This is a genomic window from Pseudomonas sp. Z3-6, from assembly GCF_051131985.1.
Taxonomy (GTDB): Bacteria; Pseudomonadota; Gammaproteobacteria; order Pseudomonadales; family Pseudomonadaceae; genus Aquipseudomonas; species Aquipseudomonas zanjanensis.
Genome location: NZ_CP071644.1, coordinates 304,850 through 317,669 on the forward strand (window position 1 = coordinate 304,850; position 12,820 = coordinate 317,669).

Consider the following 12,820-nt stretch of genomic DNA (forward strand, 5'->3'; position numbering starts at 1 on the left):
CAAAACCTGTCGTATGTGAAAAAAACCTGCGTGCGGCGACGAGCGGTAAGGGGTGGCGCCAGCCTCTGTCCCCGCCGTCCCGGGCGGTTGGCCGATGATTCTCCAGGAAGACAAATCACATCGGCTGTTGTTGCACTGTGGTCTTTCTGGTATAAAGCAGCGCTCTTTTCTAGGGGCCCGGTTCCTTCACTGTAGGTGTAGCCGGTAAGACCCTTAAAGAAACGCGGCGCCTGGCGCCAAATGACTGAGAGATTAAGCGGCCAACCCATGCCGGGTTGGGCATGTGGTTTTAGAGGGCTGAGGCATGTCGAGAGTCTGTCAAGTTACCGGTAAGGGTCCGGTGACTGGGAATAACATTTCCCACGCAAACAACAAAACCCGTCGTCGTTTCCTGCCGAACCTGCAGCATCACCGCTTCTGGGTTGAAGAAGAGAAACGTTTTGTGCGTCTGCGCGTATCTGCCAAAGGCATGCGCATCATCGACAAGCGTGGCATCAGTGTCGTGCTGGCCGAACTTCGTCGCGATGGCAAGGTTTAAGGGAGCTAATCATGCGTGAATTGATTCGTTTGATCTCGAGCGCCGGTACTGGTCACTTCTACACTACCGACAAGAACAAGCGTACTACCCCGGACAAAATCGAGATCAAGAAATATGATCCGGTTGTTCGCAAGCACGTGATCTACAAGGAAGGCAAAATCAAGTAATTGATTTTTCCCTTCTTACGAAAAAGGCCCGTATCGCGAGATACGGGCCTTTTTTGTTGTGTTTTGGTCCTGTGGATCAACCGCATTTAATGCCGACGATGATTCCGTCGACATCCGTTACAAGGTTGATGCGTCGCGGGCGCAGATCGTAGGTTATAGGGTGTTTCGGGCCTGCGGGGCGAACCTGGGCCCCGTTGGCCAGCGCGCGAACTTCTTCACGCAGCTCGCGGGTGTATTTTTGGCCAATGGTGTACTGGGCGATAGCGATATCGCACTGGTCGTCTGGCATCGGCACGACAACGGTGTCGTTTTGATTCGGCATTTCTAGCTTCCTTGCTGATCGTTAAAAAGAAAAGGCACTCACCGGTTGGGTTGGTCGCGCATCCTGCGCGTCCCGCTGCGACGATAAATTGCGCGGTGCCTATGGCAGGTTTTAATCGTCACCGTGGCGATTGACCAATGATTAAGTGTCACGGTCTTTTACGGCGCGGTCTTGGCCTGTTCAAACACCACATAGATCTTGCGGCACGGCTCCAGCACTTCCCAGGTGCCCTTGAACCCCGCTGGGATCACGAAGCGGTCGCCGGCCCGCAGGGTCTTGGCGTTGCCGTCATTGTCCCGCAGCACGGAAACGCCCTGGACGATCTCGCAGTATTCATGCTCGGTGTAGTTGACCGTCCACTGGCCAATGGCGCCTTCCCACACGCCAGCGTTCATTTGCCCACAGGGGCTGCTGTAGTGGTTGAACACGGCTTGTTCGGGATCGCCCTTGAACACCTTGGCCGGGTCCGGGCGATAACGTTCGGCGGTGGTATTGGCCTGGCTGAAGTCGACGATGTCCTGAATGCTCATGCGGGTGATCCCCAGTGATCGCTTGGAAAGGCCTCGAGTCTATGTTTATTAAAACGAACATCGCAAGGCCGTTTGCCACCGTTGTGTCAAATATATTGAAACATGACCAGCCGCTGGTTTAGGGTGGCGGGTGCCCCGTACCAATTACAGCGCCGAACAGCGCCGAAAGCAGGCTGGCCGGGCAGAATTCTTTTGAGCGCTGCGCATTGCGCGGCGTTCGTACTCAATAAGAGGAGGACACACGCATGACCACCCTGACTCGTGCCGATTGGGAACAACGCGCCCGCGACCTGAAAATCGAAGGCCGCGCCTTTATCAACGGTGAGTACACCGATGCGGTGTCCGGCGAAACCTTCGATTGCCTCAGCCCGGTCGATGGCCGCCTGCTGGGCAAGATCGCCAGCTGCGACGTGGCCGACGCCCAGCGTGCCGTCGAGAATGCCCGCGCCACTTTCAACTCCGGCGTCTGGTCGCGCCTGGCGCCAAGCAAGCGCAAAACCACCATGATTCGTTTCGCCGGCCTGCTCAAGCAGCATGCCGAAGAGCTGGCCCTGCTTGAAACCCTCGACATGGGCAAGCCGATCAGCGACTCGCTGAACATCGACGTGCCCGGCGCGGCCCAAGCGTTGAGCTGGAGCGGTGAAGCCATCGACAAGCTCTACGACGAAGTGGCCGCCACGCCGCACGATCAATTGGGCCTGGTGACCCGTGAGCCGGTGGGTGTCGTGGGCGCGATCGTGCCGTGGAACTTCCCGCTGATGATGGCCTGCTGGAAGCTCGGTCCGGCGTTGTCCACCGGTAACTCGGTGGTGCTCAAGCCGTCGGAAAAGTCCCCGCTGACCGCCATCCGCATCGCCGCGCTGGCGATCGAGGCCGGCATTCCGAAAGGCGTGCTGAACGTGCTGCCAGGCTACGGCCACACCGTCGGCAAGGCCCTGGCCCTGCATATGGACGTCGATACGCTGGTGTTCACTGGCTCGACCAAGATCGCCAAGCAATTGATGATCTATTCCGGTGAATCCAACATGAAGCGCATCTGGCTGGAAGCCGGCGGCAAGAGCCCGAACATCGTGTTCGCCGATGCTCCGGACCTGCAGGCCGCGGCCGAATCCGCTGCCAGCGCCATCGCCTTCAACCAGGGCGAAGTCTGCACCGCCGGCTCGCGGCTGTTGGTGGAGCGTTCCATCAAGGACACGTTCCTGCCGCTGGTGATCGAAGCCCTCAAGGGCTGGAAGCCGGGCAACCCCCTGGACCCGGCGACCAACGTCGGCGCCCTGGTGGATACCCAGCAGATGAACACGGTGTTGTCCTACATCGAGGCCGGTCACAGCGACGGCGCCAAACTGGTCGCCGGTGGCAAGCGCATCCTTGAAGAAACCGGCGGCACTTATGTCGAGCCGACGATTTTTGACGGCGTGAGCAATGCCATGAAGATCGCTCAGGAAGAGATTTTCGGCCCGGTGTTGTCGGTCATCGCCTTCGACACCGCCGAGCAGGCCATTGAAATCGCCAACGACACGCCGTATGGCCTGGCTGCAGCGGTATGGACCAAGGACATCTCCAAGGCTCACCTCACCGCCAAGGCCCTGCGCGCCGGCAGCGTATGGGTCAACCAGTACGACGGCGGCGACATGACCGCACCGTTCGGTGGCTTCAAGCAGTCGGGCAACGGTCGCGACAAGTCGCTGCATGCGTTCGACAAATACACCGAGCTGAAGTCGACCTGGATCAAGCTTTGACATGGGCGGCCCCGGACCCTGTCCGGGGCTCCATGCAGCGCTGATTCTTTTGTGGGAGCGGGCTTGCTCGCGAAAGCGGTTTAACATTCAGCAACTAAGTTGACTGGCACTCCGCCTTCGCGAGCAAGCCCGCTCCCACATTGGTTGAGAATGAGCGGAAGATTGGCGGTCGAAACAGATCCCCTGTGGGAGCGAGCCTGCTCGCGATAGCGGTATGACAGTCGACGACTTTGTTGAATGTTGCTCCGTCATCGCGAGCAGGCTCGCTCCCACATTTGTTTTGCGTAGGGCTTGAAACATCACTGTCCACAGGAGCGTGGAAATGCGTTGGGCAACCTATTTCGCCGTGTTGGCGTCTGTCCTGAGCGTCGGCCTGGCCCTGGGCGTGAGCATGCCGCTGGTATCGCTGCGCCTGGAGGGCTGGGGTTATGGCTCGTTCGCCATTGGCGTGATGGCTGCGATGCCGGCCGTGGGGGTGTTGCTTGGGGCCAAGGTGTCGAGCCGTCTGGCGGCGCGGTTCGGCACGGCGGCGTTGATGCGCCTGTGCCTATGGGGTGGGGCAGTGTCCATCGGGCTCCTGGCGCTACTGCCCAGCTATACAGTCTGGTTGCTGTTGCGCCTGATGATCGGCGTGGTTCTGACCTTGGTGTTCATTCTGGGTGAAAGTTGGATCAATCAGTTGGTCATTGAAAAATGGCGTGGACGGCTGGTGGCGCTATACGGCAGCAGCTACGCCCTGAGCCAGTTGTCTGGCCCGCTGCTGCTGGGCGCCCTGGGGACCGATCATGACTACGGGTTTTGGGTGGGCGTTGGGCTGTTGTTGATCGCACCCTTGTTGCTGCTGGGCCGTAGCGGTGCACCCAGCAGTGAGGCCGGCAACGTCACGTTCAGTGATTTATGGGCGTTCTGCCGCGGCTTGCCAGCGATTGCCTGGGCGGTCTCGTTGTTCGCTGCGTTCGAGGCGATGATCCTCACCTTGCTGCCCGTGTATTGCCTGCGCCAGGGCTTCACGGCTGACATCGCGCTGGCGATGGTCAGTACCGTGGTGGTCGGCGATGCCTTGCTGCAGTTGCCCATCGGTGCCCTGGCCGATCGTGTGTCTCGCCGGGCTCTGTTGACGGGGTGTGCGGTGGCATTGATGTTATCGAGCCTGGCGGTTCCGCTGCTGATCGATACCCTGCTGATCTGGCCGCTGTGGGTGCTGTTCGGCGCCAGCGCAGGCGGTTTGTTCACGTTGTCGCTGATCCTGATCGGCGAGCGTTACCGCGACGATGCGCTGGTTCGGGCCAACGCCCATGTCGCGCAACTGTGGGGGCTCGGTTGCCTGGTCGGCCCGCTGGTGGCGGGGGCGGGCAGCCAATGGATCAGCGGCCATGCGCTGCCTTTGTTCATGGCGGCCGGGGCGTTCGGGCTGGTGATCCTGCTGGTTCGCCAGGGGGCGTTTGGGAGCACCCAGCCCGCTTGAACACCCGAAACCCTGTAGCAAGGGGGACTTTTGTGGCGAGGGAGCTTGCTCCCGCTCGGTTGCGCAGCAACCGCAAAGCCGGGACTGCTTCGCAGTCCAGCGGGAGCAAGCTCCCTCGCCACAAAAGCGGTCTGCCACAAGGCAGGCTGTCCACAAAGCGGTCTGCCACAAAAGCGACCTGTCCGCCTCTAAAGCATCCGCTCCAGTCCGATCGTCGTGCTGAACCAGGCATTGAACCGGCGCCACCAACTGCCCGGTTCTCGGGCCAGGTCGTGGATCTGGCCGTTATCTTCGGTGGTCCACACAAGCGTTCCATCTTCCAGCCTCGCCTGGTAGCTCAAGGCCGGCGCCATGCCTTGCAAGGCCAGCTCACGGACTTGTCCGGCGAGTTCAGGGCTGTCCACCAGCACGCCGACTTCGGTGTTCCATAGCACCGAACGCGGGTCGAAATTGAACGAGCCAATGAAGGATTTCTGCTGGTCGAAGATGATCGCCTTGCTGTGCAGGCTGGAGTCCGATTCGCCGTAGGACTTGCTGTAGAACAAGTGAGCGCTGCCGCCGGTGTCGCCCGGTTGCCGTCGCAACTCGAACAGGCGCACGCCATGTTGCAGCAGGGCCTTGCGGTACGGCGCGTAGCCGCCGTGCACGGCGGGCACGTCGGTGGCTTCCAGGGAATTGGTCAGCAGGCTCACCGACACACCGGCGTCTGCGCGACTGGTCAAGTACACCAAGCCTGGCTGGCCGGGGACGAAGTAGGCGGAAATCATGATCAGTTCTTTGCTGACGCCCGTCAGTTCGGGGGCCAGTTGGGTGGTCAGCAATAGCTGCGGGTCCGGTTCACCCTTGGCCAGCACTTTACTGGGCGCGTCCCACAGCGCCTGGTTCCAGGCCCAGATCAACTGGTCGCGCCACGTATCCAGGCGCGGTTGGGTCTTGTAGGCAGTCAATTGCTGGTAAAGCGCGTGGTTTTCCTTGTGGGTCTGCTCCAGCGACTCTTGCAGGCGCAGCCGACTGTTGGCCAGGTCCTTGGGCGTGGGGCGATGGGACAGGAACTGTTCGATGGGTTTGCTCAGGGCGCTGTTCCAGTACTGGTCGAAACTGTGGCCCAATTGTTCGGCCACCGGGCCGACGCCGAGCAGGTCGATGTCGGTGAAGTTCAGGTTGGGTTCGGCGTCGAAATACTCATCGCCCAGGTTGCGGCCGCCGACGATGGCCATGCTGTTGTCGGCCAGCCAAAGCTTGTTGTGCATCCGCCGGTGTTGCAGCGACAGGTTGAACAGGCGCCCGAGGCCACGGGTCACGCCGGTAGCGCGTCCGAGGTGCAGCGGATTGAACAGGCGGATCTGGATCTGTGGGTGAGCGGCAAGGGTCGCGATGATCTGGTCGAGGCCATCGCTGGTGGTGTCGTCCAGCAGGATCCGCACGCGCACGCCGCGGTCGGCGGCCTTGAGCAATTCATCCACCAGCATTCGAGTACTGATGCCGTCGTGGACGATGTAGTACTGCAAATCCAGGCTGCCTTGGGCGTTGCGAATCAGCTCGGCTCGGGCGGTAAAGGCCTCGGTGCTGTCCGATAGCAGCCGAAAGCCTGAGCGTCCTTCGTGGGGCGCGGCCTGGGCCTGGACCGAGCGGCCGAACGAGGATTCGGCGGCGGGCAAGGCCTGGGAGGGCTCACGGGTGACATCAAGACCGGCGCAGCCGCTCAGCAGTGAGGCGACTAACAGCAACGCAGGCAGGATCGGTCTGGATCTCACGTAGGATCGTTCCGCTTGTTGGTGGTGATCGGCTGTTGGGTGCTGCTTCCCTGGTTAACTTTCAGACGACATCGCGCTGGGTTTCGTTCAACAGTGCGATGGCGGCCGCTCCGACCTTGCGCACAGCCTCTTCGATCTGGGCCGTTGGCTTGGCAGCGTAGTTCATCCGCAGGCAGTTGCGGTACTTGCCCGATGCCGAAAAGATGCTGCCGACAGCGACCTGTACGCCTTGGTCCAGCAGGACTCGATTGAGCTTCAGCGTATCGAAGCCGTCGGGCAGTTCCACCCACAGCATGAAGCTGCCCCGCGGGCGGCTGGCACGGGTACCCGCTGGGAAATAGCGGCTGACCCAGTCAATCATTGCGTCGCGATTGCGCTGGTATTGCGTGCGCATACGCCGTAAATGGGGTTCGAAGTGCCCGCCCTTGAGAAACTCGGCAATGGCGATCTGCGGCTGTGGCGCGGTAGAGCCGGTGCTGATGTATTTCATGTGCAGCACCCGCTCCAGATACCGGCCTGGCGCGACCCAACCAATGCGCAGGCCAGGCGCCAGGGTCTTGGAAAACGAACTGCAGAGTAAGACGCGGCCGTCTTCATCGAACGACTTGATGGTGCGTGGGCGAGGGTAGGTGTAGGCCAACTCCCCATACACATCATCTTCAATAATCGCCACGTCGAAGCGTTGCGCCAGGTTCAGCAGCGCGCGTTTATTGGCGTCGGGCATGATGTAGCCCAATGGGTTGTTGCAGCTGGGAGTCAACTGTATGGCCTTGATAGGCCATTGCTCCAGGGCCAGTTCCAGCGCATCCAGGCTGATGCCGGTAAGCGGGTCGGTGGGAATCTCCAGGGCTTTCATGCCCAGGCCCTTGAGGGTTTGCATGGCCCCGTGAAAGCTGGGTGAGTCCACCGCGACGATATCGCCTTGTTCGCAGGTGGCGCGGATGCTGACCGACAGGGCTTCATGGCAGCCGGTGGTGACGATCAGGTCATTGGGGCCCAATTGGCAGCCGGAGTCCAGCGACAGCCGGGCGATCTGCTCGCGCAACGCGAGGTTGCCGTAAATGTTGTCGTAATACAGGCCCGGCATGTCTTGTCGGCGGCTGATCTGCGCCAGGCTGCGTAGCAGCGGTTTCATGGTCGGCGAATGGATATCCGGCATGCCTCGGCCCAGTTGCACCACGTCCGGGCGCGGCACGGCGCGTATCAGTTCCAGCACCTGGTCCCATTGGGAAATGTCCACGGGGCGCTGGGCCGGGCGGCCAATCACCGGCAGGTCCGGCAGTTCACGGCTCACGGGCACGAAATAACCTGACTTGGGTCTCGGCATCGCCAGCCCGCTGTCTTCGAGCACGCGATAGGCCTGCTGCACCGTACTCAAGCTGACCCCATGCTCCGTGCTCAATGCCCGTACAGAAGGCAGCCGGTCGCCAGGACGGTAGAAGCCCTGTTCGATGCGGGTGCCGAGCAGTTCGGCGAGGTTCACATAGAGGGTCATGGTGCGCTCCCGATGAGATGAGCAACTGCAACCGATACAGTTGAGTTGGAAAATGACGATTCAGTGCCGGAAATACCAAATCTGTATGCTTATAAAAGAATTGGGTTGAATCTGTATTGCTTTTAGCCGTCCGCGCATCATGAAACCTCTGGCTACCCAAGTAAACAGGAGCGATCAAAATGAACGGCTTGAGCGATGTGCGGCTGACGTTACACAGTCAGGAACTGGCGGCAGGGCAAGAGAAAGGGCTGCGCAGCGCGACATTGCGCAATGCACCGTCCGGCCTCGGTCGCTGGGGCCTGTTCTGGCATCGTCTGCATACACGCAAGGCCTTGTTGGAACTTACACCCGAACAGTTGCATGACGTCGGGCTGAGCCGAGAGCAGGCGCGGGAGGAGGGGCTGAAGCCGTTCTGGCGGCTTTGACGTGATCAAGAACCTGTGGCGAGGGAGCTTGCTCCCGCTCGGTTGCGCAGCGACCGCAAAATCGTAGGGTCGCTGCGCAACCCAGCGGGAGCAAGCTCCCTCGCCACGGTTGTTGGGCTAGACCAATTCTTTCAACCGATGCCACAACATCCCCAACGCCAACAACGGTGAGCGCAAATGCTTGCCACCCGGGAAGGTCATGTGCGGGACCTGGGCGAACAGGTCGAAACCGCTGCTCTGCTGCTCGCTGATGGCTTCGGCCAACAATTTGCCGGCCAGGTGCGTGGCATTCACGCCGTGGCCGGAATAGGCTTGGGCGTAATACACATTGGGCTGGTCCTTGAGCCGGCCGATCTGCGGCAAACGGTTGGCACCGATGCCAATCATCCCGCCCCATTGATAATCGATTTTCACATCCGCCAATTGCGGGAACACCTTGAGCATCTTCGGGCGCATGTAGGCGCCAATGTCCTGCGGGTCGCGGCCGGAATAGTGACAGGCCCCGCCGAACAACAAGCGACGATCGGCCGAAAGCCGGTAGTAATCCAATGCCACCCGTTGGTCGCAGACCGCCATGTTCTGCGGCAACAACGCCTGTGCCTGCGCTTGGCTCAAGGGTTCGGTGGCGATGATGTAGCTGCCGGCCGGCAACACTTTACCGCCGAGTTGCGGGTTGAGTCCGTTGAGGTAGGCGTTGCAGCCCAGTACCAGCGTCTTGGCGTGGACCGAGCCCTGTTGGGTGTGCACCTTCACTTCAGGGCCGTAGTCGATACGCGTGACCGCCGATTGCTCTAACAGCCGGACCCCCAGTTGCTGCGCGGCGGCGGCTTCGCCCAAGGCCAGGTTAAGCGGATGCAGATGGCCCGAGCCCATGTCGATCAATCCGCCGACGTAGCGATCCGAGCCTACGACGCTGTGCATTTCGTCGGCTTGCAGCAGTCGGGTCGAGTGGCGATAACCGAGGCTGCGCAGTTCTTCGGCGTCTTCGGCGAAGCCTTCCAGATCGCCGGGTTTGTTGGCGAGGTCGCAGTAGCCCCAGGTGAGGTCGCAAGGAATCTGGAAGCGCTCGACCCGCTGCCGAACGATTTCCACCGCCTCAAGGCCCATGAGCTTCATCTGGCGCACGCCGTCGGTGCCGATGATGGGCGCGAACTGGTCGAGGCCATGGCCGACGCCACGGATCAATTGGCCGCCGTTGCGCCCGCTGGCGCCCCAGCCGATCCGGTGCGCCTCCAGCAGCGCCACGCTCATGCCGCGTTCAGCCAGTTCGATCGCCGTGTTCAACCCGGAGAACCCGCCGCCGACGACGCAGACGTCCACCCGCAACTCCCCCTGCAACACCGGATGGTCCGGTTGCGGCAGGCTGCTGGCGGCGTAGTAAGAGGCGGCGTGCGCGTGGTTCGGGACAGGTTGCTGAACACGGGCGTTCATGTGCGTAATCCTGATTGTTCTGTTTGAGAAATTTTACGGAGCATAAGCCGGGGATTCCTCCTCGGGCAACACCGGTCGGTTGGCGCTGTCTGGTCCGCGGCTTTTAAGGCAGAATCCCGGACAGTCCTTCTCGGTAACCGTCTCGATGAGCTGCAACAGTCAAAAAATTCGCACGCTACGCCAGCAGATTCCCTCGTTCGAGTGCGTACCGGGCTGCCATGACTGCTGCGGTCCGGTCACCACCTCGCCCGAGGAAATGGCCCGCTTGCCCCGCAAGACCCGCGCCGAACAGGATGCGGCCATGGAAGCGCTCGACTGCGTGCACCTGGGGCCCAACGGTTGCACGGTCTATGACGAGCGTCCGCTGATCTGTCGGCTGTTCGGCACCACGGCGACCTTGCCGTGTCCCAATGGCCGGCGACCGGTGGAACTGATTCATCCGCGTGTGGAGAAGCAGATTCATGAATATATGGCCAGCACTCGGCAGGTATTGGTCTAGCGGTCTGGCATACCGAGTCGCGGCTTTCGCGAGCAGGCTCGCTCCCACAAGGGCTCTCTGTAGTTCGCAAGAAAGCGTTCGCCACCTACCTGTGTGGGAGCGAGCCTGCTCGCGAAGGCGGCCTTGGGGGCTGCCATCAATCCGGAATCGGCAGGTTCAAGCTCTCCTTCACTTCTTCCATCACGATGTAGCTCTTGGATTCGCGCACGTGCGGCAGTTTGAGCAGGATGTCCCCCAGCAGCTTGCGGTACGACGCCATCTCGGAAATCCGTGCTTTCACCAGGTAGTCGAAATCTCCTGACACCAGGTGACATTCCAGCACGTGAGGCAATTTCAGCACGGCGCGTCGGAATTCTTCGAAGGTGTCGCCGGATTTGTAGTCGAGGCTGATCTCGACAAATACCAGCAGGCTGCCCTTCAAGTGCTGCGGGTTGAGCCGGGCGTTGTAGCCCATGATGATCCCTTCGCGCTCCAGGCGCCGCACCCGTTCGGTACAGGGCGTGGTGGAGAGACCGACCTTTTCCCCCAGCTCGGTGAAGGAGATCCGTCCGTCCGCCTGGAGGATCCGCAGGATGTTGCGGTCGATCTTGTCCAGCTCGCGTTTGGTCTGGGTGTTGGTACGCACAGGTGATGCGCCTCCATGAAAAGGGGTTTTGCCGAGAATTCTCGCCAAATATAGGTGTTTATATAGTGAAAAGCACTGGCTGATCTTTTTTACACTGCGCCCATCAAAGCTATGTACAACAAACGTCAGCGGTTATCCGCGATGAGGGCATCAACATGCGCGTTCTGGTCTTGGGTAGCGGCGTCATCGGTACCGTCAGTGCTTATTACCTGGCTCGTGCCGGGTTTGAAGTGGTGGTGGTCGACCGTCAGCCAGCACCTGCCATGGAAACCAGTTTCGCCAATGCCGGTCAGGTGTCGCCGGGTTATGCCTCGCCGTGGGCCGCGCCGGGCGTACCGCTCAAGGCCATCAAATGGCTGCTGCAACGCCATGCGCCACTGGCGATCAAGGCCACTGCCGACGTTGATCAATACCTGTGGATGGCACAAATGCTGCGCAACTGCACCGCCAGCCGGTATGCCATCAACAAGGAACGCATGGTCCGCCTGTCCGAGTACAGCCGCGACTGCCTCGACGAGCTGCGCGCCGAAACCGGCATCGCCTACGAAGGCCGTAGCCTGGGGACTACGCAGTTGTTCCGCACCCAGGCCCAGCTCGATGGCGCGGCAAAAGATATCGCCGTGTTGAAAGAGTCCGGCGTGCCGTTCGAAGTGCTCGACCGCGAAGGCATCGCCCGGGTCGAACCGGCCCTGGCCAATGTCACCGACATCCTGGCGGGTGCCTTGCGCTTGCCCAACGACCAGACCGGCGACTGCCAGATGTTTACCACGCGCCTGGCGGAAATGGCGGTGAAGCTGGGCGTGCAATTCCGCTTCGGCCAGGACATCCAACGCCTGGACTTCGCGGGTGATCGCATCAACGGCGTGTGGATCGACGGCAAGCTGGAAACCGCCGACCGTTATGTGCTCGCCCTGGGCAGCTATTCGCCGCAACTGCTCAAGCCCCTCGGGATCCGTGCACCGGTGTATCCGCTCAAGGGTTACTCCCTGACCGTGCCGATCACCAACCCGGCCATGGCACCGACCTCGACCATTCTCGACGAAACCTACAAGGTCGCGATCACCCGCTTCGACAATCGCATTCGGGTGGGCGGCATGGCGGAAATCGCCGGTTTTGACCTGTCCCTCAACCCACGTCGGCGCGAAACCCTGGAGATGATCGTCAACGACCTTTATCCTCAGGGCGGCGACCTGGCCCAGGCCAGTTTCTGGACCGGCTTGCGTCCGACCACCCCGGACGGCACGCCAATCGTAGGCGCCACACCGTTCAAGAATCTGTTCCTGAACACCGGCCATGGCACCCTTGGATGGACCATGGCCTGTGGTTCCGGTCGCCTGTTGGCCGACCTGATGGCAAAGAAAAAGCCGCAGATCAGCGCCGAAGGCCTCGATATTTCCCGTTACGGTAGCAAACACCAGGAGTCTGCAAAACATGTCAATCCAGCGCCAGCTCACCAATGACCGCATGAGCCAGGTTGTCGTGCACAACGGCACTGTTTACCTGGCCGGGCAGGTCGGCGACGACATGAACGCCGGTATTGAACAGCAGACCCGCGAATGCCTGGCCAATATCGAACGCTTGCTGGACCTGTCCGGGACTGACAAGACGCGGCTGTTATCGGTGACGATCTACCTGAAGGACATCGAGGCCCATTTCGCAGGCATGAATGCCGTCTGGGACCAATGGTTGCCCAAAGGCGTCGCCCCGGCCCGTGCCACGGTTGAGGCCAAGCTGTGTGAACCGGAGATTCTGGTGGAGCTGTCCGTCGTGGCCGCGCTGCCTTAATTCCCGGCCGAAACGATCCCTCTTCCGGCGCTGCGGGCGGTTCAT

The 12,820-nt window shown here is 61.0% G+C and carries 14 protein-coding genes; 8 read left to right on the forward strand and 6 right to left on the reverse strand.

Translation table 11 applies throughout. From position 1 onward, the window contains the following. Nucleotides 1-304: 304 nt before the first annotated feature. Together rpmB and rpmG are read left to right on the forward strand one after the other, a co-directional pair. On the forward strand, nucleotides 305-538 hold the full coding sequence (gene rpmB / locus J3P88_RS01295; protein ID WP_003177273.1) for a 50S ribosomal protein L28: 234 nt from the start codon (nucleotides 305-307) through the stop codon (nucleotides 536-538). Between the two features lie 11 nt (nucleotides 539-549). Next, nucleotides 550-705, forward strand: coding sequence for a 50S ribosomal protein L33 (gene rpmG, locus J3P88_RS01300; RefSeq protein WP_003177274.1), 156 nt, complete (start codon nucleotides 550-552; stop codon nucleotides 703-705). A gap of 76 nt (nucleotides 706-781) precedes the next feature. Here the strand turns inward: rpmG and J3P88_RS01305 are convergent, their stop codons facing one another. Beyond that, on the reverse strand, nucleotides 782-1,027 hold the full coding sequence (locus tag J3P88_RS01305; RefSeq protein WP_189674365.1) for an I78 family peptidase inhibitor: 246 nt from the start codon (nucleotides 1,025-1,027) through the stop codon (nucleotides 782-784). A 158-nt stretch (nucleotides 1,028-1,185) separates the two neighbouring features. Then, nucleotides 1,186-1,557, reverse strand: coding sequence for a cupin domain-containing protein (locus tag J3P88_RS01310; RefSeq protein WP_186706885.1), 372 nt, complete (start codon nucleotides 1,555-1,557; stop codon nucleotides 1,186-1,188). Between the two features lie 245 nt (nucleotides 1,558-1,802). Here J3P88_RS01310 and J3P88_RS01315 point away from each other — a divergent pair, with 245 nt between their 5' ends. Beyond that, nucleotides 1,803-3,296 (forward strand): aldehyde dehydrogenase, encoded by a 1,494-nt coding sequence (locus J3P88_RS01315; protein WP_003206859.1) that lies wholly within the window; start codon nucleotides 1,803-1,805, stop codon nucleotides 3,294-3,296. Between the two features lie 322 nt (nucleotides 3,297-3,618). Continuing rightward, nucleotides 3,619-4,761 (forward strand): MFS transporter, encoded by a 1,143-nt coding sequence (locus tag J3P88_RS01320; protein WP_186730327.1) that lies wholly within the window; start codon nucleotides 3,619-3,621, stop codon nucleotides 4,759-4,761. 188 nt (nucleotides 4,762-4,949) lie between these two features. Here J3P88_RS01320 and J3P88_RS01325 read toward each other — a convergent pair whose 3' ends face one another. Beyond that, nucleotides 4,950-6,515, reverse strand: coding sequence for a phospholipase D family protein (locus J3P88_RS01325; protein ID WP_434573594.1), 1,566 nt, complete (start codon nucleotides 6,513-6,515; stop codon nucleotides 4,950-4,952). Nucleotides 6,516-6,576: 61 nt separating this feature from the next. Continuing rightward, nucleotides 6,577-8,010, reverse strand: a complete 1,434-nt coding sequence (locus J3P88_RS01330) for a PLP-dependent aminotransferase family protein (RefSeq protein WP_186706882.1) — start codon at nucleotides 8,008-8,010, stop codon at nucleotides 6,577-6,579. A 179-nt stretch (nucleotides 8,011-8,189) separates the two neighbouring features. Here J3P88_RS01330 and J3P88_RS01335 point away from each other — a divergent pair, with 179 nt between their 5' ends. Next, nucleotides 8,190-8,435, forward strand: a complete 246-nt coding sequence (locus J3P88_RS01335; RefSeq protein WP_186706881.1) for a DUF1127 domain-containing protein — start codon at nucleotides 8,190-8,192, stop codon at nucleotides 8,433-8,435. 117 nt (nucleotides 8,436-8,552) lie between these two features. On the opposite strand, the gene J3P88_RS01340 is transcribed toward J3P88_RS01335, so the two are convergent. Beyond that, nucleotides 8,553-9,866 carry an NAD(P)/FAD-dependent oxidoreductase gene (locus tag J3P88_RS01340; protein ID WP_434573596.1) on the reverse strand — a complete coding sequence of 438 codons (1,314 nt, stop codon included), beginning with the start codon at nucleotides 9,864-9,866 and terminating at the stop codon, nucleotides 8,553-8,555. A gap of 145 nt (nucleotides 9,867-10,011) precedes the next feature. Here J3P88_RS01340 and J3P88_RS01345 point away from each other — a divergent pair, with 145 nt between their 5' ends. Then, the gene (locus tag J3P88_RS01345; protein ID WP_003206850.1) at nucleotides 10,012-10,365 is read left to right on the forward strand and encodes a YkgJ family cysteine cluster protein; all 354 of its coding nucleotides are present in this window, start codon (nucleotides 10,012-10,014) and stop codon (nucleotides 10,363-10,365) included. A 136-nt stretch (nucleotides 10,366-10,501) separates the two neighbouring features. Here the strand turns inward: J3P88_RS01345 and J3P88_RS01350 are convergent, their stop codons facing one another. Further along, on the reverse strand, nucleotides 10,502-10,990 hold the full coding sequence (locus J3P88_RS01350) for an Lrp/AsnC ligand binding domain-containing protein (RefSeq protein WP_003206849.1): 489 nt from the start codon (nucleotides 10,988-10,990) through the stop codon (nucleotides 10,502-10,504). 155 nt (nucleotides 10,991-11,145) lie between these two features. Between J3P88_RS01350 and dadA the strand changes: the two genes are divergently transcribed. Together dadA and J3P88_RS01360 are read left to right on the forward strand one after the other, a co-directional pair. Further along, nucleotides 11,146-12,450, forward strand: coding sequence for a D-amino acid dehydrogenase (dadA, locus tag J3P88_RS01355; RefSeq protein WP_053189569.1), 1,305 nt, complete (start codon nucleotides 11,146-11,148; stop codon nucleotides 12,448-12,450). Next, nucleotides 12,422-12,775, forward strand: coding sequence for a RidA family protein (locus J3P88_RS01360; RefSeq protein ID WP_186706878.1), 354 nt, complete (start codon nucleotides 12,422-12,424; stop codon nucleotides 12,773-12,775). Before dadA ends, J3P88_RS01360 begins: the two co-directional genes overlap by 29 nt. Nucleotides 12,776-12,820 lie beyond the last annotated feature (45 nt).